The following is a 21,926-nucleotide window of genomic DNA, read 5'->3' on the forward strand; positions in this document are numbered from 1 at the left end:
CCACCCCCTCGACCAGCACCCAGTCTAGGTGTACTGCCCGGGGAGGTTGGGATCGTGGGGACACGTGATCGGATGATCTTGGTGTGAGGGAGGGCCTCCGGGTTCGGTGTGGATTGCGACATCTGCACCGAACCCGGAGGCCCTCGTGACCCACGCTAACGCACCCCTGACCTCGACCGGCAGGTTGCGCCTGGCTCACTGCGTCGTGGAGGACAGCTGGCCGCTACGACGGGCCGCGGAGCGGTTCCAGGTCTCGGTATCCACCGCCGCGCGCTGGGCCGGCCGCTACCGGACCCACGGTCCCGCTGCCATGAACGATCGGTCCAGCCGTCCGCGGACAAGTCCTGCACGGACACCGACGCGGACTGAGCGACGGGTGATCAAGGGACGGATGACCCGCCGCTGGGGACCGGCCCGCATCGGTTATCTGCTCGGGCTTAACCCCTCGACAGTGCATCGGATCCTGACCCGCTACCGGATGGCCCGGCTTACCCACCTGGACCGGGCCACCGCCGCCCCGATCCGCCGTTACGAACATCCCGCCCCGGGTGATCTGGTGCACGTCGACATCAAGAAGCTGGGCAACATCCCCGACGGCGGCGGCCACAGGATCCTCGGCCGCGCTGCCGGGCGCCGCAACAGCGGTCAACGTGGCCACGGCTACGCCTACCTACACAATGCCGTGGACGACCACACCCGGGACGAACGTCGAGAAGGCGTGGGTCCTCGACATCACCGGCGGCAACTTCCGCTCCGCGTCATCGCTTCGCGGCTTCTGTGATGCATTGCCGGCGGTAATCGCTCGGTGAGTCGAGTCCGCCTTCACCACCCTGTCCAAGCCCTGGCGACTCGACGTCTCGACCGCGGTGACCTGCTGTCCGTGCCGGAGCTGGCCGCACTCGCCCACCTGCCGGTCGACGCCGAGCTCCCCGGCATCGAGCGCGTCGGCGCCAAAGCCGTCGCACCACCGCCCAGCCTCGCAGTGCCCGGGCCTGAGGCCAAACCTCTCGGCATCGCCGATACCGGCCACGCTCGGCCGGCCGGGTTGCGCGTGCCGGATGCCCGCCACCACCTGCACATCCTCGGCGCCACCGGCTCGGGGAAGTCCCCGGTGCTCGGGAACCTGTTCTTCGACGACGCCGGCCGCGGCATCATGCTCATCGACCCCGAGGGCGACCTCGTCACCGGTCAACCAGGCTTTGCGTGTTCCAAGACGCCGGCGAGCTCCAGGCTGACGAGCAGCAGCCGCTAGGCCCCGGCCAAGGCCGAGGGCTCGATCCCGCGCTCAAGACACTCGTCGTGCAGCCGTACGGCAGGCCCTGCTCCTGACGCTCGCCGCCGGCATCGCCGTCTTCGGGGTGTCCGCGATCCTGGCAGCGCAGTTCCGCAAGACCTGCCGACCGCACCGACGTACCCGCCCGGGTCGGGGGCGCCCGCGCCTTCCCCGGGCGGGTCACGTCAGGCCCGTGCCGTCAGCACATCACTTCACCGGTGGTGTAGGTGTGCTGGCCCCACCACCGCAGGTGCGGAAGTGTCTGCGGCCCGACGCGTCCGTCGACCCGGATCCCGGCGTTCCGGTAGTTGGCGCAGGTCTGGAAGACCTGGACGCCGCCTGCCGTCAACGAGTCGTAGACCCCATTCACCGGGATGTAGGGGTAGGCGCTGTAGGAAAGCGTTGCGTTCAGCAGGCACTGCACCTCCCGGACGGCGGTTCCGGTGGCACCGATACCGATGTCGTAGGTAGCCGGCCCCCGCGGGCAACCAGCCTCGCGAAGTCCCGCACCGCGGTCGGACTTGAGCGCTGACGACGACTGGTTCAGCGCCGTCCGGCCGTCAGCGTGGTTCGCAGTGCCGCTCGCCTGTGCCGGAACGGCCAATGCCGGCCACACCCCGGCGAGCATCGCCAAGATCATCAGCGTGCGGCGCGCAGTTCGCATCACGTTTCTCCCTCTCTCGGTTCCCTGGCCGGTCTATTCACCATGACCTTTGGTTTCTGTTCCTGCGATCGGCTAACTGATGCCGACCTCGTAGAGAGGGTGGGCTCCTGAGTCGTCATAGCTTCACCTCGTTGTGGCAATCGCCTGGTCAGCGGTCGCAAGTCGCCGTGCGGGCAGAGTAGGAAGGGGTACGGGGGAGGTGGGCATCGTGGCGACAGAGCTGCGTGTGCTCGGGCAGGTCGAGCTGCGCGTCGACGGCCGGTTGGTGGAGGTCGGTCACGCACGGCAGCGGTGTGTGCTAGCGGTCCTGCTGGTGGAGGCGAACCGGGGCGTCACAATGGAGCAGCTGCTGGAACGCGTGTGGGCGGATCGGTTGCCCTTCAAGGCACGGCAGGTGGCGAGCAACTATGTGTCGCGGCTACGACGGGTGCTGGCGGGTGAGGTCGCGGTGGTGCGGCGGGGCGGCGTGTACATGTTGGAGGTGGATCCGGAGGCGGTGGACCTGCATCGGTTCCGCCACCTCGTGCAGCAGGCGCGCGGGCGAGAAGACGCACGGGCGTTGGCGCTGCTGGAGGAGGCGGTGGGGCTGTGGCGGGGTGAACCGTTCGCCGGGCTGGACACCCCGTGGCTAGCGGCCGTCCGCACGGGTCTCGAGCAGGAACACGTCGCCGCCCGGCTCGACCGTATCGACCTGGCATTGCGCTGCGGCCGACACACCGAGGTACTGCCCGAACTGTTCACGCTGGCGGATCGGGACGCCTTGGACGAACGTGTCGCCGCCCAACTCCTGCTCGCCCTGCACCGCGCCGGACGCACCTCCGACGCGCTGGCCCGTTACCGGCGCCTGCGCACCCGGCTAGTCGCGGACCTGGGCACCGAGCCCGGCAACGCGCTGCGGGACCTGCATCAGCGTATCCTCGCCGCCGACCCCACCCTTAACCCGCCGCCAGCGGCGATCAGCGATGGGACAGCCGCGAAAGCGGAGCAGCCGGTACCCCGGCAGTTGCCCGCGCCACCACGGTGGTTCACCGGCCGCAACACCGAACTCGCCGGCCTGGGCCGGGCGCTGACCGCCGAACCGGATCAGGACCCGCTGCCGGGCGGGACCGGGGTGGGCGCACGAGGCCCCGCCACGGTGATGATCTCGGCAATCGGCGGGTCCGGGGGCATCGGAAAGACCTGGCTGGCTCTGGCCTGGGCGCACCAGCACGCCGGGCAGTTCCCCGACGGGCAGCTGTTCGTGGACCTGCACGGGTTCAGCCCCACGCAAGATCCGATGACCCCCGAGGCGGCGGTGCGCAGGTTCCTCAACGCCCTCGGAGTCGACTCCGGCCGCATCCCCACCGACCTGGACGCACAGGCCGCGCTGTACCGCAGCGTGGTCGCGGGGAAGCGGATGCTGGTCGTGCTGGACAACGCCGCCACCGCTGACCAGGTGGTCCCCCTGTTGCCCGGGTCGCCGTCCTGCACCGTGCTGGTCACCGGCCGCACCAGGCTCGCATCGCTGATCGACCGGCACTGCGCCCGCCACCTGCAACTCGACATCCTTGCCCGCGCCGAGTCCCTTGCCTTGCTCACCGCGCGGCTGGGCGCCGAACGTGTCGCCGCCGAGCCAGGCGCCGTCGACGAGCTGGTCAAGTTGTGCGGGGGATATCCGCTGGCCTTGTCGATCACCGCCCGCACCGCCGCCACCCGGCCCGGCGGCGTCCCGCTGGCCGAGGTCGCCGCCGAGCTGCGTGATCTGGGGCTGGGGATGCTCGACGACGAGAACGACCCTGCCGCCAGTCTTCCCACCGTGTTGTCCTGGTCCCTGCGCCGGCTCACCGACGAACAGCGCACCGTGTTCGGGCTGCTGGGCATCGCCCCCGGCCCCGACACCACCCTGCCGGCCGCGGTCGCCCTCACCGGCCTTCCGGAAGCGGACACGCGCAAGGCACTGCATGCCCTGGAGGGGCACTCGCTGCTCGTTCAACACTCGCGCGGTCGTTACTCGATGCACGACCTGATTCGGGCCTACGCCGTCAGCGCCTGCGACCGCCTGCCGGAACCGAAAGTGCAAGCGGCACAGGAGCGTGTGGTGGACTTCTACCTGTACACCGCCCACACTGCGGATCAGCTCTTGGACTCCTCCCGCGATCCGATCAGGCTCGATCCACCCGCCCCAGGCACCGGCCCGCAGCCATTGACCGACCAGTCGGCGGCCTTGGCCTGGCTCGATGCCCACCACCGTCACCTGCTGGCCGCCCAGCACGCCGCCGCCACCCAGCGGCGACACCAGATCGTGTGGCGGCTTGCCTGGGTCCTGCACACCTTCCACTGGCGACGAGGGCACCGCCATGACGAACTGACCGTGTGGCAGATTGCCGCCGAGGCCGGCAGCCACCTGTCCGATCCCGCCGTCCTCGCCCGCATCCACCGGCGCCTCGGCTATGCCCACGCAGGGGTTGGTCGACACACGCAGGCCGTCGAACACCTGCACCACGCACTCGCGCTGGCGGAACAGCACCACGAGCTCACTCAGCAGGCCCACACCCACAGCACCCTCGGGCGGATGTGGGCACGACGTGGAGACCACCAACGGGCACTCGAACACGCCCGCCGCGCCCTAGACCTCTACCGCGTCCTAGACCAGCCCGCGTGGCAAGCTCTCGCACTCAACCAAGTGGGCTGGCACACCGCTCAGCTAGGGAATTACGACACCGCCCGCAACCACTGTCGAGCAGCCCTCGCCCTGCATCGAGAGCACGGCGACCTTACCGGCGAGGCGACTGCCCTGGACGGCCTGGGCTTGATCGAGCACCGCACCGGCAACCACCACGAGGCCATCCACCACTACCGGCAAGCCCTCGCACTGCGCCGGGGGCTGGGCAACATCACCGAGATCGCCGAAACCCTCGACCGCCTGGGTCACTCCTACACCGCCCTCGACCATCCCGAGCAGGCCCGCGCCGTATGGCGGGAGGCTCTCGGGCTCTATCGCGGACACAACCGAGATGCCGACGCTCTGCGTGTCCAACGGCAACTCGATGCCCTCGGACCGACAATGGATCCCAACGGGCCCCCGGACGCGTCCAAGACCACGGATAACGCGTGAAGCTCGGCAGACTGAACCTCAAGCTCGACCTCTTGTGTGCTTTCGTCTGCCGGCACGTTCGCCACGAGGAGCCACCGACCCTCCTCAGCCGACGCGCGTCACGAGCCGTTCGAAACCAGCGTTCGGGATCGCTCATCACGCGGTCATACCTGAAGAGTTCTTCACGCCGAGCCGCTACGACGAAAGGATCAGCACAGCTGTTGTTCAAGCCTGCGACACCGCAACCGACGTAGCCTTTGTCGACCACGCGGGCGGAAAAGCCGACCACATTGTTCGCCCAACCCTGGATGGCTCGCAGTGCAGCCAGATCTTCTTTTCGCCAGCCATTACCGATCATCACTGTGGCACCCTGCCGCCGAGCGCCAGGGCCACGAGTTCATTGCTTGCCGTAACACAAGATCTATTCGCCGAGACATACCGGCGCTGGCCACCACCACGCTGGAGGCGTTCGTTGTCATCGGACGTACTGTCCTGGCCGTCCCCGTCGCGCGCTGCCTCCGCCGAGAACAGCAGCACATCGAAGACGGCCGTCGACGTCATGAAGACGCTCGGCGAGAAGATCGCCACGCTGAACCTGATCAAGACCTGCACCGCGAAGGACGACCCGAACAACCTGCTCGGCCGGCCGAACGGTTACGGCTCGAAGACGGCTTTCGGGGACTCGTGCGTCAAGACTGACGACGTCGAGTACCTGCAGGAGGACGCGGTGGCTCGGTGGAGGTGTTCACCACCGAGGAGGCTGCCAAGACGCGAATGGACTTCATCCAGTCAGTGGCGAAGAGACTGCCCACGGTCGGCGAGTAGGATCACGTCAAGAATGCCATCTTGGTACGAGTGTCGCGATTTCCAACACCGGTCCAGACGAAGGACCAACAGGCACAGATGGCCAAGAAACTCACGATCGAAATTTCCGACGACATCGACGGCAGCCAGGCCGACCAGACTGTCCCGTTCGGACTCGACGGAGCAGCCTACGAGATCGACCTCTCCAACTCGAACGCCAACGCCTTACGTGCAGCACTGGAGCCGTTCGTCGCGGCTGCCCGCCGCACCGGCGGACGACGGCTACACCGCAACTCATGACATCCGCTCCTGGGTCCGGAACAACGGATACGAAGCAGCCGACCGGGGCCGAATCCCGGCGTCGGTCGTCGACGCGTACACGCAGCTCGGAAAACCGACGGCCCGAAGATCCCAGGCAAACCGACATCTCGATCCAAGCCACAGCACCGAACCACGCGTAGGAAACAACACTCGAAATGACACGACACAGAAGAACCATCATCAACCCACAAGTAGTCCTCAGCGCCGGACACAGCTCATTCACGCCTCCAACTCCGGCAATCCGCTCGTCGGGAGACAAGCCGCGGCCGACTTTCCGATTCCACTGAGCACCGGCGGGACAACGTAGCCAGTGAGGGGCCCGACTCGTCGAAGCCCCAGCCGCGTGGCAGCTGGGGCTTCGGCGTGTATGCGCAACTCAAGTCAATCTATGGTCTCACCCTGCAGGTGGCCACCAACCAGCAGCTCGACTGCCGGCACCGGTTCACGAAAACTCGGTCCGGACAACAGAACGGATCGTCGATCGCTTCACAGAACACCCGAGTGGCGACGCGGGAGGTTTCCCGCGTCGGCGTGTTCAGAAGGAGACTCGAACACACGTTCGTAGCATCCCTGCACAGGATGCGTGTTCATGCAACAGTTCACGGCCGTACGTCGTCGACCGTTGCCGGCTGACGCCGCATTGAGACTGCCGAAGGTTTCGACGGCGATCTCTGATGTTCTCCAGGTTCAGCGAGCGAGTTCGACGGTGACCTGGTCGGCGGTGGCGAGCACCTCGGCGCCGCCGTCGGGCAGGTGGCCGAGGATGACCACGCCGCTCGCCGGCGGTGCGTCGCGGTAGTAGATGGCCAGGTTGCCCCATGGGGCGTAGAACGCCAGGTCGCCGGCCTTGGGGTCGGCGCTCTCCGGGGCGTCGGCGGTGGACAGGCGCCGAGGCAGGTCCGCGATTCGTTCCGTCCCGTGGAAGTCGCTCAGGTTCAGCGTGAGTGGCAGGAGGGAGGCGAAATCGCGGGCGGCGGCGCTGTCGTTCAAGGTCGCGTTCACGACGCGACCCTGAACGGTGAGGTGGATGTTCACGGCGGCGGTGCTCCCGGTCGTGGGTACGAGGGTCGTCGAAGGCGGTGCTTCGGGGCTGCAGGCGGCCACGGCCAGCAGCGCCGCGGCCAGGGTCGCGCGGGCAAGAATCACGAGGTCCTCCCGGGTCAGTTCGGCATCGGTTCGGCGAAGTGCCGGAAGCCGTCGCGCTTGGCGTGGATGTCGAACAGGCGCTCGGCCAGGACGTCCGGGCTCCTGTGCTCCGCGTCGGGCCGGATGGCGCCGGGGACGATCAGCTGGGCGATGTGGATGTTTTCCGGAGCGAGCGCGTCGTGGAGCATGCTGGCGTAGGCGCTCTCGGCGGCGAAGGCGATCGAGGTGCCGGCGCGCTCGGGGTGCGGGCGCACGGCGGTGCCCCCGTTCACGAACAGGACGGTCCCCCGGCCCAGCGCGCGCATGCCGGGCAGCACGGCGTGCACGGCGGTGACCGGTCCCTTCACCGAAAAGTCCAGCGGGGCGTCGAGGTCGTCGGCGCTCGTGTCGAGGACCGGCTTCATGAAGTCGGCGCGGGGCACCGGGCTGAACTGGAGGATCTCGACGGGCCCGAGGACCTCGGCGGCTTCCTGCAGCGCGGCGCCGAGCGAGGCGCGATCGAGCACGTCGGCGGGGAACGCGCGCGCCTCGATCCCCTCGCGCGACAGGCCGGCCGTCAGCTCGGCCAGGCGCTCGGCGTCGCGGGCGATCAGGGCGACGGCGTGACCGGCGGCCCCGAAGCGCCGTGCGGTGGCGAGCCCCAGGCCGGGGCCGGCGCCGATGAGTGCGAAGGTCGACATGGTGACTCCTTGGTCGGGCTCGGCTTCCCTTCCAGGGAACCAGGCGCAGCTGTGAACCGGGAGGTTCTCTCGAAAGGTGTACTGACAGGGGACCCCTCGCCCGGTCGAGCGGACCTAAGGTGATGGTGTGGACAATCGTCAGGAGGTCCGCGAGTTCCTCGTCTCGCGGCGGGCCAAGATCACGCCGGAGCAGGCCGGCCTCCCGGCCGGGAGCAAACGGCGGGTACCGGGGCTGCGCCGCAGCGAAGTCGCCCTGCTGGCCGACGTGAGCGTCGAGTACTACGCGAAGCTCGAACGCGGCACCCTCGCCGGTGTCTCCCCGTCCGTGTTGGACGCGGTGGCCCGCGCGCTGCAGCTCGACGACGCGGAACGGGCCCACCTGCTCGCCCTCGCCCGCGCCGCCGACGGCACGAGCGCGATCCTGCGCCGACGGCCCAAAAGCAAGCAGTGGACCCCGCGCCGCAGCTTGCAGTGGGTCCTCGACGCGGTCACCGACGGACCCGCGTTCGTCCGCAATGGACGGATGGACCTGCTCGCGGCGAACCGCCTCGCGCGAGCCTTCTACTCCGAGGTCTACGCGAGCCCGCAGCAGCCACCGAACATCGCCCGGTTCCAGTTCCTCGACCCGGCCTCTCACCGGTTCTACCCGGATTGGGGCCTGTTCGCCGATGTCTGCGTCGAGATCCTGCGCACGGAGGCAGGCCGCAACCCGCACGACAAGGGCCTGCACGACCTCGTCGGGGAACTGTCCACCCGCAGTGACGAGTTCCGCGCCCGGTGGGGCGCGCACAACGTCCGCCACCACGGCAGCGGATCGAAGACCTTCCACCACCCGGTCGTGGGAAACCTGACTCTCGCCTACGAAGGCCTCGAACTGGCCGCAGAACCCGGTCTCACCCTGACGATCTACGCCGCCGAGCCCGGGTCGCCGTCGGAGGAGGCGTTGCGGCTGCTGTCTTCCTGGGCTGCCACGCACGAAACGGAGCAGCCGAGCAGTCACCGATCGGGTTGAACCGCGGTCCAGGACGCCAGCAGCTCCAAGCCTTCCGCGGACGGCGACCCGGGCTCGGCGGTATACACCACCAAGGTGAGCCCGGGTTCGGCCGCCATCGCCATCGCCTCCCACGTCAGCGTGACGTCGCCCACGATCGGGTGATGAAAGCGTTTCACGCCCGTACCGTGCCGCCGGACGTTGTGAGCACCCCAGCGACCGCGGAATTCATCACTTCGGGTGGACAGTTCCCCGACCAGATCGTGCAGGCCCTTATCGTGCGGGTTGCGACCCGCTTCGGTCCGCAGGACGTCCACGGTGATGTCCGCGGCCAGATCCCAGTCGGCGAAGAAGCGCCGGGACGCGGGGTCGAGGAACTGGTAGCGCGCCATGTTCGGCGTCGAGCTGCCGGAATACATGTCGCTGTAGAAGGCACGCGCCAGCCGGTTCCCGGCCAGCAGGTCCAGCCGGCCGTTGTTGACGAACGCGGGCCCGGCGGTGATCGCGTCCAACGTCCACTGCAGACTACGACGCAGCGTCCACTTCTTTTCGGCGCGCTGCCGGGGCCGGGAGAGCACGTCCGCGCCCTCGGCGGTCTGGGCCAGGTGGAGCAGGTGGGCGCGTTCGGCGTCGTCGAGCCGCAGCGCTCGGGCGACGGCTTCGAGCACGGCGGGCGAAGCACCGGCAAGGTTCCCTCGTTCGAGTTTCGCGTAGTACTCGACGCTGACGTCGGCCAGCGCGGCGACCTCGCTGCGGCGCAGCCCGGGGACGCGGCGCCGGGTGCCGCCCGGCAGCCCGGCCTGCTCCGGCGTGATCTTGGCTCGCCGCGAGACGAGGAACTCGCGGACTTCGGCACGGTTGTCCACAGCGCGACCGTACGCGCCACCACGACACGTTGGGGTGTACTGCCGGTACACCCCTCGCCAGTGACTCGCTGCGGGCGCGTGAAGGAGGTTGTCTTGAAGTTGCGGGCCGTCCGGCCCGCAACCGCCAAGGCAAGAGGAGTCACCATGCGGGGAGCTGTCATCCACGCGCCCGGCGACGTCCGGTTCGAGCAACTCGACGACCCGAAGATCGAGCAGCCGACCGACGCGATCATCCGCACCGTGCTCACCTGCGTGTGCGGCTCGGACCTGTGGCCCTACCGCGGCCTCGAACCGGTCGGCGACCCGCACCCGATGGGACACGAGTACGTCGGCATCGTCGAAGACGTCGGCAGCGAGGTCACCGCGGTCAAGCCCGGCCAGTTCGTGGTCGGTTCCTTCGCCACCTCCGACAACACCTGCGCGAACTGCCGCAACGGCTGGCAGTCCTCCTGCCTGCACCGCGAGTTCATGAGCACCTGCCAGGCCGACTACGTCCGCATCCCCAACGCCCAGGGCACCCTCGTCGCCACCGCCGAGCACCCGGACGAGGAGTTCCTGCCCGGCTTGCTCGCCGTGTCCGACGTCATGGGCACCGGCTGGTACGCCGCCCTCGCCGCCGAGGTCAAGCCCGGGGACACCGCCGTCGTGGTCGGCGACGGCGCCGTCGGGCTGTGCGGCGTCATCGCGGCCAAGGAACTCGGCGCCGAGCGCGTCATCGCCATGAGCCGCCACGAATCCCGGCAGAAACTCGCCACCGAGTTCGGCGCCACCGACGTCGTCACCGAACGCGGCGACGAGGGCGTCGCCCGCATCAAGGACCTCACCGGCGGCATCGGTGCCGACGCGGTACTGGAATGCGTCGGCACCGCCGAGTCCATGCAGCAGGCCTTGCGCGCGGCCCGGCCCGGCGGCAACGTCGGGTTCGTCGGCGTCCCCCACGACGTGCAGTTCGCGGGCGAGGAACTGTTCTTCTCCCACGTCGGGCTGCGCGGCGGCCCGGCGCCCGTGCGCCGCTACCTGCCCGACCTGATCGACCGCGTCCTCACCGGCCGCATCGACCCCGGCAAGGTCTTCGACCTCACCCTGCCCCTCGAACAGGTCGCCGAAGGCTACCGGGCCATGGACGAGCGTCGCGCCATCAAGGCCCTGCTCGCCCCCTGACCGAAGGCCGGCCCGGCCGCAGCGACGGCGGTGCGGCCCAGGTCGGCGACGCCATTCCCTGAAGGAGAGAGAGTTTCATGCACACCGGGAAGCTTCCCGCCGTCGTCTGGGTGCTCGCCGCCGGCACCTTCCTGCTGGGCACCACCGAGTTCGTCATCGCCGGGCTGCTGCCGGAATTGGCCGGTGACCTCGGTGTGAGCGTGTCGCAGGCCGGCCTGCTGATCACCGCCTTCGCCGTCGGCATGATCATCGGCTCGCCCACCATGGCGCTGGCCACCCTGCGCCTGCCGCAGCGGCGGACGCTGGTCCTGGCGCTGGCCGTGTTCAGCCTCGGCCACGTCGTCGCGGCGCTCAGCGGCTCTTTCGTGATCGTCCTCGCCGCCCGGGTCGTCACCGCGCTGGCGACCGGGGCGTTCTGGTCCGTCGGCTTCGTCGTCGCCACCACCGCGGCCGGCCCGCGAGACTCCACGCGCGCGGTTGGCGTCATGATGGGCGGCCTGACCCTGGCCAACGTCGTCGGCGTGCCGATCGGCGCGTTCGCAGGCCAGATCACCGGGTGGCGCGGCCCGTTCTGGGCGCTGGCGGCGCTGTCCGCGGTCGCCGCAGTGGTCGTGAGCCGGTTCATCCCCGACGGCGAGCAGCAGACGGCGGTGTCGGTGCGGGCCGAGCTCCGGGCCCTGCGCCAGGGCCGGCTGTGGCTGGCGCTCGCGGCCGCGATGCTGATCATGGGCGGGGTCCTGGCCGCCTACAGCTACCTCACCCCCCTGCTGACCGAACGCGCCGGCATCCCGGCCGGTGTCGTCCCGCTCGCCCTGATCGCCTTCGGTGCGGGCGCCCTCGGCGGTACGACCGCAGGCGGCCGCCTCGGCGACCGGCATCCCATGGCGATCACCATCACCGCGGCCGCGGTCACCGCCGCGACCCTGTTCCTGATGATCCCGCTGTCCGCGAATCCCGCCGCGGCCGTCTTCCTCGTCTTCCTGATGGCACTGGCCGGGTTCACCGTCAACCCCGTTGTCACCGCGCTCGCCGTCCGCTACGCCGGCGACGCCCCGACTCTGACCTCCGCGCTGAGCACGTCGGCCTTCAACACCGGCATCGCCGCCGGCACGGCGATCGCGGGCACCGCGCTGGACACGCTCGGGGTCACCGGACCACCCCTGGTCGGGGCGGCGATCGCCGCCCTCACCTTGCTGCCGCTCGCCGTCCTGGCCGCCCGCACTCGCGGCACGAAACCGGCGGGCACCGACCACGAGCAGGAGGAGGTCGCCGTACCGTGCTGACCGAGCCAACCGGCCAGAATAGGTGCCGTCCACCCGCTTTGCGAGGTACTGGCGGTACACCCCTTACCAGGGAGTCCCACACCGCGCGGACCTCTGATGGGGTCGAACCCATGCCCCCCGAGAATCCCCTCTCGCCCGAAAGCACCGAGACGGACACGCCGACGGCCCTTTCCCGGCGGACGTTCATCGCCGCCTCGGCCGTGAGCGGTGCCGCCGCCGTGGCCGGACCGGCGCTGCTCGGAGCCGAGCCCGCCGCCGCGGCCGACGCGAACAGCAGCCAGGTTTCGTTGACCGTCAACGGAACCCGGCGCACCGTCACCGTGGACAACCGGACCTCGCTGCTGGACCTGCTGCGTGAGCACTTCGGCTTGACCGGCACGAAGAAGGGGTGCGACGCCGGTGCTTGCGGCGCCTGCACGGTCCTCGTCGACGACCGGCGCGTCAACGGGTGTCTGACGCTGGCGGTGCGGCTGGACGGCGCGCAGGTCACCACCGTCGAAGGCCTGTCCCCCGGTGACGACACGCCGCTGCACCCGCTGCAGCAGGCGTTCGTCGACCAGGACGCCTTCCAGTGCGGGTACTGCACCCCCGGGCAGATCATGTCCGGCCTCGGCTGTCTGAAAGAGGGCCACATCGGGTCTCCGGAAGAGATCCGCGAATGGATGAGCGGCAACATCTGCCGCTGCGGGTGCTACGTCAAGATCGTCAAAGCCATCCAGCAGGCGGGGAGCTGACGACCGATGGAACCGTTCTCCTACACCAAGGTGCCCGACGTCCGGGCCGCCATCGCCGCCGGACAGCGGGGCGGCCGGTTCATCGCCGGCGGCACGACCCTGGTCGACCTGATGCGCGAGACCGTGGAACGTCCCGGCGCCCTCGTCGACATCGGCGCGCTGCCGCTCACCGGCGTCTCCCCCACCCCGGGCGGCGGCCTGCGGATCGGCGCGCTGGTGCGGATGGCCGACGCCGCCGCGGATCCGCGGGTCCGCGGCGCCTTCCCGGTCGTCTCGGAAGCCCTGGAGCTGAGCGCGTCCGCGCAGCTGCGCAACATGGCCACCATCGGCGGCAACATCATGCAGCGCACCCGGTGCACTTACTTCCGGGACGTGACCGCTGCCTGCAACAAACGCGAACCGGGTTCGGGCTGCGCCGCCGTCGACGGCTACAACCGAAGCCACGCCATCCTCGGCGGCTCCGAAGCATGCGTTGCCACGCACCCTTCGGACGTCGCCGTCGCGTTCGCCGCCCTGGAGGCGATCGTGCACCTGCAGGGTCCCGCCGGCGAACGCACCATCCCCTTCGCCGGCTTCCTCCTGCAGCCGGGCAGCACCCCGAACCGGGAACAGGCCCTGCGGCCCGGTGAGCTGATCACCGCGGTGGAGATCCCGGCACTCCCGCGTCCACTGCGGTCCGGCTACCTCAAGGTGCGGGACCGGCAGAGCTACGAATTCGCCCTGACCTCCGCGGCCGTGGCGCTGTCGATCCAGGCCGGGGTGATCCGCGCCGCGAAAGTCGCGGCCGGCGGGGTCGGCACCGTCCCGTGGAAACTGCCCGCCGTCGAACAGCACCTGCTCGGCAAACGGCCGTCGGAGTCACTGTGGGCCGAGGCCGCACAGCGAGCGGTGGATGGCGCCCAGCCGTTGCGGCACAACGGGTTCAAGGTCGAATTGCTCAAGCGCACGGTCGAACGCCAGCTGCGCGTCGTGGGAGGCACCCGATGATCCAGCCCCGAACCGCCGTCGGCACCCCGCAGTCCCGGGTGGACGGACGTCTCAAGGTGACCGGGCGCGCGCTCTACGCCGCCGACCACCCGACGAACGGCGTCCTGTACGCGGCCGTGGTCGACAGCAGCGTCGGACGCGGTCGTATCACCGGCATCGACGACAGTGCCGCCCGCGCCCACCCCGGCGTTCAGCGGGTGATCAGCCACCTCAACGCACCCCGGCTGCCCTATCTGGACAATCCGGGGTCGAACAACCCGGCGCCGAACTCGCGGCTGCGGGTCTTCCAGGACGGCCGGGTCCGGTTCTTCGGCCAGCCGGTCGCCGTCGTGGTCGCCACCAGCCACGAGGCCGCCCAGCAGGGCGCCCGCCTGGTGAAGGTGTCCTACGCCGCCGAACAGCCGGTCACCGACCTGGCCACCGCCCCCGCCGACGAACCGGCGACCTACGCGCGTGGCGACGCCGACCGAGCGCTGGGCGCCGCACCGGTTCGGCTGGACCTGGCGTACCGCACCGCTCGCAACCACCACAACCCCATGGAGCCACACGCCACCATCGCCCGCTGGGACGGCGATCGGCTCACCGTGTGGGACAAGACCCAGTGGGTGATCGGCGGCACGCAACAGGAACTCGCCGCCGTGTTCGGCATCCCGCAGACGTCGATCCGGGTCATCTCGCCCTTCGTCGGCGGTGCGTTCGGCAGCGGGCTGCGCGCCTGGCCGCACACCACCATCGCCGCCCTCGCCGCCCGCGAGACCGGCCGCCCGGTCAAGCTCGTCCTCACGCGCAGGCAGCTGTACTTCGGCACGGGATTCCGGCCCGCCTACTCCTACCGGCTCCGGCTGGGCGCCGACCGCACCGGGCGGCTCACCGCGATGACCCACGACATCCGCGGCGAAACCTCCAGCTACGAAACGTTCACCGAGGCGATGCTGGCTCCGGGCCAGATGCTCTACAGCACGCCGAACGTCCGCCAGGCCTATGCGACCGTGCCCCTGGACGTGAACACCCCGATCTGGATGCGCGGCCCCGGCTACGCCTCCGCCGCCCTCGTCATCGAATCCGCGATGGACGAACTCGCGCACCAGCTCGGCGTCGACCCCATCGAACTGCGCAAGCGCAACGAACCCGCGACCGACCAGTCCACCGGCCTCCCGTTCTCCACCCGCCGGCTGCGTGAATGCTACGACCTCGGCGCCCGGGAGTTCGGCTGGCAACGCCGGAACCCCAAGCCGGGGGCCACTCGCGACGGCGACTGGCTGATCGGCACCGGCATGGCCGCCGCGGTGTACGACACCGCCCGCGCCCCGGCGCAGGCCCACGTCCGGCTCAACGCCGACGGCACCGCGCTGGTCCAGGCGGCCACCAGCGACATGGGCCCCGGCACCTACACCTCCATGCCCCAGGTCGCCGCCGACGCACTCGGCCTCACCATGGACACCGTCCAGTTCCGGCTCGGCGACTCGCTCATGCCCCCGACCCCGCCCCACGGCGGCTCCATGACCATGGCCAGCGTCGGCTCCGCCGTCCAGGACGGCTGCGACAAGGTGCGCCGCCAAGCGATCACCCTCGCGGTCAACGACCCCCGATCGCCCTTGCACGGTGCCGATCCCGCCAACGTCATCGTCCGCAAGGGACGGATGCACCTGAAGAACGACCCGACCCGCGGTGAGACGTACCGGCAGCTGCTGGCCCGCAGCAACCGAGACCACCTCGAAGTGATCGGATCCTGGGCGCCCTCCGAGGAGAACCGGTTCTCGATGTACGGCTACGGCGCGGTGTTCGCCGAAGTCGCCGTCGACGCCCGCCTCGGGCTGGTCCGCATCCGGCGCATGCTCGGCGTCTACGACGCCGGCCGGATCGTCAACCCCAAGCTCGCCGACAGCCAGGCCCTCGGCGGCATGGTCGGCGGCATCGGCGCCGCCCTGCTCGAGCACACCGTCACCGACCCCCGCGACGGCCGCATCGTCAACGCCAACCTCGCCGACTACCTCGTCCCCGTCAACGCCGACATCCAAGATCTCCGCGCGATCTACCTCGACGGCGAAGACCGCGAAGCCGACCCCCTCGGCGTCAAAGGCCTGGCCGAACTCGTGCTGGTCGGCGTGGCCCCGGCGATCGCCAACGCGGTCTTCCACGCCACCGGGCGACGCATCCGCGATTTTCCGATCACCGCCGACGCCCTGCTGTAGCGGAGATCAGGTGCCGGACTTGTAGTCGGCGTCCATCGCCGCCAGGACCTTGTCCGGGGTGGACTGCTTGCTGAAGACCTCCTGGATGCCGGTGAGCATCGTCTGCTGGACCTTCGGGTTGGGCCACAGCTGGTCCATGAACGGCACCGTCTTGTTCTGGTTGATGTACCCGGACAGTTCCTTCAGCGACGGGTCGAGGTGGTAGCCGGTGTCGGCCAGGGCCGGGAGGCCGCCCTGCTTGCCGGCGAACAGGTTCATGCCCTGCGGGGACATCACGAAGCTGATGAACTTCATCGCCAGCTCGGGGTTCTTCGCCTTGGCGTTGACGCCGTAACCCGCACCGGCGGCCGCGGGGACGATGGTCTGCGCGGGATCGTCGGTGGCCGGCACCTGCTTCAGGGTGAAGGTGCCGCTCGGGTTCTGCTTCTTCAGCAGCGAGATCACCCAGTTGCCCTGGATGATGCCGAGCGTCTTGCCGGTCGCGGCCAGCTTCTGGCTGGCCTCGTAGCTCGTACCGAGCGGGTTTCCCTGGAAGCAGCCCGCCTGGTCCAGCTCGCCGTACTTGGTGAAGGCGGCCGCCCACGGTGAACTCGCGAAGGTCGTCTGGCCGGCCTGCATCTTCTTCTCGAAGTCCCGGTCCGGGCCGTACACCAGCGTCGCGGCCAGCGGGTACAGGGCGACCTGCGTGACCCAGTTGTCCTGGATGCCCAGCGCGAACGCGGGCGTGCCCTTCTCCTTGGCGGTGCGGCAGAACGCGAGCAGCTCGGTCCACGTCGTCGGCGCCGTGAGGGCCGCCTTCGTCATGGCCTCCTGGTTGTAGATCGCGCCGATGCCGTTGATCCCGTAGATCGCGTTGTACGTCTTGCCCTCGAACTGGGCGACATCACTGACGACCTTCGGGAACTTCGTGGCCCAGGGCTGGTCCGACAGGTCTTTCAGGTAGCCCCCCTTGGCCAGGACGGTGACCGTGCCGGGGTTGCCGTTGCCCGGCCACACCGACATGACGTCGGGAGCGGTGCCGGACGCGAGCTGGGTGCGGATCTGCTGCTGGAACTGGTCGGCGCCGCTGGTCGTGAAGTTCACCTTCACCCCGGGGTTGGCGGCTTCGAAAGCCTTCACGACGTCTTCGACGGAACCTTGGTCGACCGAGGCGAGCGAGAGCGTCTGGTTGCCGGTGCCGGGACCGGCGGCGTTGGTGCCTCCGCTGCAGGCGACCAGCGCGGCGCCGGTCGTCACGGCCAGCAGGACGTGGCGGATCTTCATGACAGCTCCTTCGAGAAGGTGGCGGTGACGACGTGGTGGCCGGAGGTCAGCCGGAGGGTGGTGCCGGTCCGCTCCCCCGGGCCGGTGATGCTCGCCGGGTCGGTCGTGGGGACTTCCAGTACCGCGGCGGTCCCCGGCGGGACGTCGGCGGTGACGGTGATCCGATCGCCGTCGTGGGCCCAGCCGCAGGCGACGCGGCCCCGCGCGGTCTCCTGCTCGGCCCGGGCCCAGGTCAGCCTGCCGCCGGGCCGGGGACGCAGCAACAGCTCGGAGTAGGCGACGGAGTCCGGGGTCTGGTCGATGCCGGCGACCCGGCCGTAGAGCCAGTCGCCGACGCTGCCGAGGCTGTAGTGGTTGAAGGAGTTCATCGCGGCGGACTGGAAGCCGCCGTGCTCGGTCCAGCCGTCCCAGCGCTCCCAGATCGTGGTGGCGCCGTGCCGGATCGAGTAGCCCCACGACGGGAACTCCTCCTGCTGCAACAACGCGTACGCGAGGTCGTCGCGGCCGTGGTCGGACAGCACCGGGCAGAGCAGGGCGACGCCGACGAACCCGGTCGTGAGCCGGTTGCCGCGCTTCTCGACATCCGCCGCGAGGTGGTCGACGGCGGCAGGCACGAGTTCGTCCGGGACGAGCCCGAACGCCAGTGCCAGCAGGTACGCCGTCTGGGTACCACCCGCGACGGCGCCGTCTTCAGCCACGTAGGACTCGATGAACGCGGCGCGGATCTCCGCGTGCAGGGCGCGGTGTTCGGCCGCGACGTCGGTTCGCCCCAGTACCTCGGCGGCATCGGCCACGATCTGCGCGCTGCGGGCGAAGTACGCCGTCGAGAGCACGTCCCGCGGCGTCGTGACGTCGATCTGCAGCCAGTCGCCGTAGGAGTTGCCGGTGCGGTGTCGCCAGCGCAGATCGGGGTTGTGGCGGCGGATGTGCGCGACCCAGGCGACCATCGCGTCGAAACACCGCTCCAGCACGCGGCGGTCGCCGTAGGTGCGCCACAGGTGCCACGGGATGATCACGCCGGCGTCGCCCCAGGCCGGTGCGGCCTCGCGGAGCATCGCGATGCGCGGGGCGACGTCGCCGAACGCGCCGTCGGCGTCCTGGCCGTCGACGACGTCGGCCAGCCAGCGCGCCAAGAACGCCGAAACGTCGGCGTTGCGGCTGGCGGTCGGCGCGAAGATCTGCGCGTCGCCGAGCCAGCCGAGGCGTTCGTCCCGCTGGGGGCAGTCGGTGGGCACCGCGACGAAGTTGCCCCGCTGCCCCCAGACGATGTTGGCTTGCAGCTGGTTCACCATCGGGTCGGAGCACTCGAACGCCCCCGTCCACGGCGTGTCGTTGTGCAGCACCCGGGCCACCACGTCGTCCGCCGAGAGGGCGTACCCGGTGACTTCCAGGTACCGGAAGCCGTGCACGGTGAACCGCGGTTCGAACACCTCGACCGGCTCGCCGCCGGAGACGTAGCCGTCCGTGGCGGTGGCGCGCCGCAGGTTCGCCACGTACAGCTCGCCGTCGTCGAGGATCTCGGCGTGCCGCAGGACGATCCGCTGCCCGGCCGGCGCGTCGCGGACGGTCAACCGCACCCGGCCGACGAGGTTCTGTCCGAAGTCGACGATGAACCGGCCGGCTTCCCGCTCGACGACGGAGATCGGCGCGACTTCCCGCGTGACGCGGATCGGCTGGTCGGGTTCGGCCACCAGCGGGCCCGGCTCGGTCCCGAGCACAGCCACCGGCTTCCACGCCCCGGGAACGGCGGAGGCGTCGACGTACTCCCCCAGCAGCAGGTCGGCGAAGCGCACAGCGCCGGGCCGCTCGGTCCAGGCGGCGTCCGTGGCCACCACCTGGCGCGAACCGTCGGCGAAGTCGACGACGAGCTGCGCGAAGAAGCCGGGGTGCTCGCCGTAGTGGCGGGCGGGGCGGCGCTCGTCGAACCCGACGAACCCGGACCACCAGCCGTCGGCGACCACCGCGCCGAGCGCGTTCTCGCCGGCCCGCAGCAACGAGGTGACGTCGTAGGTCTGGTACTGCAGCCGGTGGTGATACTCCGTCCACCCCGGTGCCAGCTCGACGTCGCCCACGCGCTCCCCGTTCAGCGACGCCTCGTAGACGCCGTGCGCGGTGGCGTACAGGCGGGCCCGCACCGGTTCCCGCGTCAGCGCGAACTCCCGCCGCAGGTGCAACGGAGGCTCGCCGAGCGGCTGATCGTGATCCGTCGGCGGGTCGAAGACCGGCTGGGCGTGGGGATCGCGGCCGATCCACCCCGCGGTCCAGTCGTCGCGGTGCAGCAGGCCGGTCTCGAACCAGCTCTCGCCCGCGCCCGCCGCGGCGCCGGTCTCGTCCCAGAGTTCGACGCGCCAGTGGTAGCGGGTGGCCGAGCGCAGGACCGGTCCGTCCCACGGCACGAGCACACCGTCCCGGGATGCCCGGCGGCCGCTGTCCCACAGCAGCCGCGAGGGGTCGTCGAGGTCGGCCGCGCGTTCGGCGGCGGTGATCCGGTAGGCGCTCTGCGCGGCGCCGTGGCGGTCGCTCGCCAGCCGCCACGACAGCCGCGGGCGCGGCTCGCCGAGCCCGAGGGGCTCGTGGCGCTGCTCGGTCTGGAGTGCGTACGGCGTCAGCGTGTCCGTCATCCTTCGAGCCCTCCGGCGAAACCGTTGATGATGCTGCGTTGCAGCGCGAAGTAGACGACGAGGATGGGGACGATGCTGATCACCAGCGCGGCGAAGATCAGGTTCCAGTCGGACACGTACTGGCCGACGAACCCGGCAATGGCGACCGGCAGCGTCTGCTGCGCGCCGCCGCTGAGGTACAGCAGCGGGGTGAAGAAGTCGTTCCACACGGCCACCGCGTTGAGCACCAGCGCGGTCACCGTCACCGGCTTGAGCATCGGCAGCACGACGTACCGGAAGCCCTGCAGCGTCGTGCACCCGTCGATCAGCGCCGCGTCCTCGAACTCGCGCGGCACCGCGCGCAGGAACCCGACGTACAGGAACGTCGTGAACGGCACCTGCAGCCCGGAATAGAACAGGATCAGCGCCCACGGCGTCCCGAGCAGGCCGAGGTCGCGCATCGTCTGGTACAGCGGCAAAGCGGCCAGCTGGAACGGGAGCACCAGGCCCAGCAGGATCAGCAGGAACGTCCAGCGCGACCAGCGGGCGGCGACCCGGGCCAGCGGGTAGGCCGCGAGCGCGGAGACGGCGAGAATGACGACCACGGAGCCGGCGGTGACGAGCACGCTGTTGGCCAGTGCCCCGCCCAGTGCTCCTTGGTCCCACGCCTGCGTGAAGTTGTCAAAGGTGGGCGAGGTGGTCGGCGCGATCGGGGACGAGGTGTCCGACGGCCGGCGGATGGCCAGGTTCACCAGCACGTAGACCGGGAACGCGAAGACCAGCCCGACGGCGATCATCACCAGTTCCAGCGTCAGCGTGCGGCCTCGGTAGCGGTTCACGACACCGCCTTCTCGGCTCGCGACAGCCCGAAGTACTGCCCGGTGGACGCCACCGACACGACGAGGGTCAGCACCACCGCCAGCGCGATGCTGTAGCCGAACTCCCCCAGGGTGAAGGCGTCTTTGTAGATCAACGTCGAGAGCGTGTCGGTCGCGTGGCCCGGGCCGCCGCCGGTCAGCGCGTACACCTGGTCGAACAGCTTGATCCCGCCGATGATCGACAGCATCAGGTTGATCGTGAACGCCGGGGCGAGCAGCGGCCGCGTCACCGACCAGAAGCGCCGGATCGCGCCGGCGCCGTCGATGGCGGCCGCCTCGTGGATTTCGCGCGGCACCGACTGCAGCCCGGCCAGGAAGATCACCATCGAATACCCGGCGAACTGCCACACGATCACCCCCACGACCGACCACAGCGCGAGGTCCGGGTCGCCCAGCCAGTCCTGCCGCCAGGAATCCAGGCCCACGGCGCCCAGCAGGCTGTTGACGGCGCCGTCCGGGCCGAGCAGGTTGCGCCACAGGTAGGCGGACACGATCGGCGTGACCACGGCCGGGGCGAACAGGAGGACCCGCAGCACGTTGCGGGACTTGATCATGCTGTTCACGCCGAGAGCCAGCAGCAGGCCGACGCCGTTCTGGATCACCGTGATCGCCACGGCGATCACCAGCGTGTGCCAGAGCGCCTGCGTGGCCGCGGGATCGGCCGGCATCTCGGCGAAGTTGCCGAAGCCGATCCAGGAGAAGGCCGGTGACAGGCCGTCCCAGTCGGTGAACGCGTAGTAGATGCCCCGGGCGCTGGGCACGAGCACCACAAAGGCGAACAGCAGCAACGCGGGCACGGTGAACCACCACGGCGGGGTCGCCCGCCCGCTGCCGCGGCCGCGCCGGCGGTCCGGCGGCGACGCGACGGCGGCCGCGCGTCGGTCCTTGATGGCGACAGTCATTGGCGCCCACCTCATTTGAACGTTTCAACATTGCGGCCGAAGCATCGGCCCTGGTCAAAGATCTTTGGGTAACGTTGCCCACTGAGGGTGCGGACGACTTTAAGAGTC

At 69.9% G+C, this 21,926-nt stretch carries 16 protein-coding genes and 3 pseudogenes; 10 read left to right on the forward strand and 9 right to left on the reverse strand.

Annotated features, from left to right (window positions below):
- Nucleotides 1–145 precede the first annotated feature (145 nt).
- Together CCN39_RS20390 and CCN39_RS20395 are read left to right on the forward strand one after the other, a co-directional pair.
- Nucleotides 146–715: pseudogene (locus tag CCN39_RS20390) on the forward strand (leucine zipper domain-containing protein); the annotation flags it as partial.
- 93 nt (nucleotides 716–808) lie between these two features.
- A pseudogene (locus CCN39_RS20395) lies at nucleotides 809–1,186 on the forward strand (type VI secretion protein); the annotation flags it as partial.
- A gap of 286 nt (nucleotides 1,187–1,472) precedes the next feature.
- Here CCN39_RS20395 and CCN39_RS20400 read toward each other — a convergent pair.
- Nucleotides 1,473–1,901 carry a peptidoglycan-binding domain-containing protein gene (locus CCN39_RS20400; RefSeq protein ID WP_244210887.1) on the reverse strand — a complete coding sequence of 143 codons (429 nt, stop codon included), beginning with the start codon at nucleotides 1,899–1,901 and terminating at the stop codon, nucleotides 1,473–1,475.
- 244 nt (nucleotides 1,902–2,145) lie between these two features.
- On the opposite strand from CCN39_RS20400, the gene CCN39_RS20405 reads away from it, so the two are divergent.
- Entirely contained in the window at nucleotides 2,146–5,031 is a 2,886-nt protein-coding gene (locus tag CCN39_RS20405) for an AfsR/SARP family transcriptional regulator (protein WP_086844322.1), read from the forward strand.
- Nucleotides 5,032–5,367: 336 nt separating this feature from the next.
- Here the strand turns inward: CCN39_RS20405 and CCN39_RS20410 are convergent, their stop codons facing one another.
- Nucleotides 5,368–5,598: a hypothetical protein gene (locus CCN39_RS20410; RefSeq protein ID WP_143264091.1), complete on the reverse strand. Its 231-nt coding sequence runs from the start codon at nucleotides 5,596–5,598 to the stop codon at nucleotides 5,368–5,370.
- A gap of 315 nt (nucleotides 5,599–5,913) precedes the next feature.
- Here CCN39_RS20410 and CCN39_RS53030 point away from each other — a divergent pair.
- Nucleotides 5,914–6,193: pseudogene (locus tag CCN39_RS53030) on the forward strand (histone-like nucleoid-structuring protein Lsr2); the annotation flags it as partial.
- A 629-nt stretch (nucleotides 6,194–6,822) separates the two neighbouring features.
- Here CCN39_RS53030 and CCN39_RS20420 read toward each other — a convergent pair.
- Nucleotides 6,823–7,281, reverse strand: a complete 459-nt coding sequence (locus CCN39_RS20420; protein ID WP_244210880.1) for a cyclophilin-like fold protein — start codon at nucleotides 7,279–7,281, stop codon at nucleotides 6,823–6,825.
- A 14-nt stretch (nucleotides 7,282–7,295) separates the two neighbouring features.
- Nucleotides 7,296–7,961: an SDR family NAD(P)-dependent oxidoreductase gene (locus CCN39_RS20425; protein WP_086844284.1), complete on the reverse strand. Its 666-nt coding sequence runs from the start codon at nucleotides 7,959–7,961 to the stop codon at nucleotides 7,296–7,298.
- Between the two features lie 127 nt (nucleotides 7,962–8,088).
- Between CCN39_RS20425 and CCN39_RS20430 the strand changes: the two genes are divergently transcribed.
- Entirely contained in the window at nucleotides 8,089–8,973 is an 885-nt protein-coding gene (locus CCN39_RS20430; RefSeq protein ID WP_086844286.1) for a helix-turn-helix domain-containing protein, read from the forward strand.
- Here CCN39_RS20430 and CCN39_RS20435 read toward each other — a convergent pair.
- Nucleotides 8,958–9,818, reverse strand: coding sequence for a helix-turn-helix transcriptional regulator (locus CCN39_RS20435; protein WP_086844288.1), 861 nt, complete (start codon nucleotides 9,816–9,818; stop codon nucleotides 8,958–8,960). The two genes, CCN39_RS20430 and CCN39_RS20435, sit on opposite strands and share 16 nt — an antisense overlap.
- Before the next feature lie 144 nt (nucleotides 9,819–9,962).
- Between CCN39_RS20435 and CCN39_RS20440 the strand changes: the two genes are divergently transcribed.
- From CCN39_RS20440 to CCN39_RS20460, 5 genes are all read left to right on the forward strand, one after another.
- Nucleotides 9,963–10,979, forward strand: a complete 1,017-nt coding sequence (locus CCN39_RS20440) for a zinc-dependent alcohol dehydrogenase family protein (protein ID WP_086844290.1) — start codon at nucleotides 9,963–9,965, stop codon at nucleotides 10,977–10,979.
- A 77-nt stretch (nucleotides 10,980–11,056) separates the two neighbouring features.
- On the forward strand, nucleotides 11,057–12,262 hold the full coding sequence (locus CCN39_RS20445; RefSeq protein ID WP_086844292.1) for an MFS transporter: 1,206 nt from the start codon (nucleotides 11,057–11,059) through the stop codon (nucleotides 12,260–12,262).
- A gap of 110 nt (nucleotides 12,263–12,372) precedes the next feature.
- Entirely contained in the window at nucleotides 12,373–12,996 is a 624-nt protein-coding gene (locus tag CCN39_RS20450) for a 2Fe-2S iron-sulfur cluster-binding protein (protein ID WP_086844294.1), read from the forward strand.
- A gap of 6 nt (nucleotides 12,997–13,002) precedes the next feature.
- On the forward strand, nucleotides 13,003–13,983 hold the full coding sequence (locus tag CCN39_RS20455; RefSeq protein WP_086844297.1) for an FAD binding domain-containing protein: 981 nt from the start codon (nucleotides 13,003–13,005) through the stop codon (nucleotides 13,981–13,983).
- Nucleotides 13,980–16,175: a xanthine dehydrogenase family protein molybdopterin-binding subunit gene (locus tag CCN39_RS20460; protein WP_086844299.1), complete on the forward strand. Its 2,196-nt coding sequence runs from the start codon at nucleotides 13,980–13,982 to the stop codon at nucleotides 16,173–16,175. Before CCN39_RS20455 ends, CCN39_RS20460 begins: the two co-directional genes overlap by 4 nt.
- Before the next feature lie 6 nt (nucleotides 16,176–16,181).
- Here CCN39_RS20460 and CCN39_RS20465 read toward each other — a convergent pair whose 3' ends face one another.
- Genes CCN39_RS20465 through CCN39_RS20480 form a run of 4 tightly spaced genes read right to left on the reverse strand, consistent with a single transcriptional unit; the run spans nucleotide 16,182 to nucleotide 21,818 of the window.
- Nucleotides 16,182–17,438 (reverse strand): ABC transporter substrate-binding protein, encoded by a 1,257-nt coding sequence (locus CCN39_RS20465; RefSeq protein WP_086844301.1) that lies wholly within the window; start codon nucleotides 17,436–17,438, stop codon nucleotides 16,182–16,184.
- Entirely contained in the window at nucleotides 17,435–20,059 is a 2,625-nt protein-coding gene (locus tag CCN39_RS20470; RefSeq protein ID WP_086844303.1) for an alpha-L-rhamnosidase, read from the reverse strand. The genes CCN39_RS20465 and CCN39_RS20470 overlap by 4 nt, the downstream gene beginning before the upstream one ends.
- Nucleotides 20,056–20,877: a carbohydrate ABC transporter permease gene (locus CCN39_RS20475; RefSeq protein ID WP_086844304.1), complete on the reverse strand. Its 822-nt coding sequence runs from the start codon at nucleotides 20,875–20,877 to the stop codon at nucleotides 20,056–20,058. Before CCN39_RS20475 ends, CCN39_RS20470 begins: the two co-directional genes overlap by 4 nt.
- Entirely contained in the window at nucleotides 20,874–21,818 is a 945-nt protein-coding gene (locus tag CCN39_RS20480; protein WP_086844306.1) for a carbohydrate ABC transporter permease, read from the reverse strand. Before CCN39_RS20480 ends, CCN39_RS20475 begins: the two co-directional genes overlap by 4 nt.
- Nucleotides 21,819–21,926 lie beyond the last annotated feature (108 nt).

The organism is Amycolatopsis kentuckyensis (genome assembly GCF_002155975.1).
Classification (GTDB): Bacteria; Actinomycetota; Actinomycetes; order Mycobacteriales; family Pseudonocardiaceae; genus Amycolatopsis; species Amycolatopsis kentuckyensis.

Bases quoted from the DNA above. Each gene is read 5' to 3' on its own strand.
- CCN39_RS20440 (WP_086844290.1), top strand. From the start codon at position 9,963: ATGCGGGGAGCTGTCATCCACGCGCCCGGCGACGTCCGGTTCGAGCAA.
- CCN39_RS20465 (WP_086844301.1), bottom strand. From the start codon at position 17,438: ATGAAGATCCGCCACGTCCTGCTGGCCGTGACGACCGGCGCCGCGCTG.
- CCN39_RS20460 (WP_086844299.1), top strand. From the start codon at position 13,980: ATGATCCAGCCCCGAACCGCCGTCGGCACCCCGCAGTCCCGGGTGGAC.
- CCN39_RS20480 (WP_086844306.1), bottom strand. From the start codon at position 21,818: ATGACTGTCGCCATCAAGGACCGACGCGCGGCCGCCGTCGCGTCGCCG.
- CCN39_RS20455 (WP_086844297.1), top strand. From the start codon at position 13,003: ATGGAACCGTTCTCCTACACCAAGGTGCCCGACGTCCGGGCCGCCATC.
- CCN39_RS20470 (WP_086844303.1), bottom strand. From the start codon at position 20,059: ATGACGGACACGCTGACGCCGTACGCACTCCAGACCGAGCAGCGCCAC.
- CCN39_RS20425 (WP_086844284.1), bottom strand. From the start codon at position 7,961: ATGTCGACCTTCGCACTCATCGGCGCCGGCCCCGGCCTGGGGCTCGCC.
- CCN39_RS20445 (WP_086844292.1), top strand. From the start codon at position 11,057: ATGCACACCGGGAAGCTTCCCGCCGTCGTCTGGGTGCTCGCCGCCGGC.
- CCN39_RS20450 (WP_086844294.1), top strand. From the start codon at position 12,373: ATGCCCCCCGAGAATCCCCTCTCGCCCGAAAGCACCGAGACGGACACG.
- CCN39_RS20400 (WP_244210887.1), bottom strand. From the start codon at position 1,901: ATGCTCGCCGGGGTGTGGCCGGCATTGGCCGTTCCGGCACAGGCGAGC.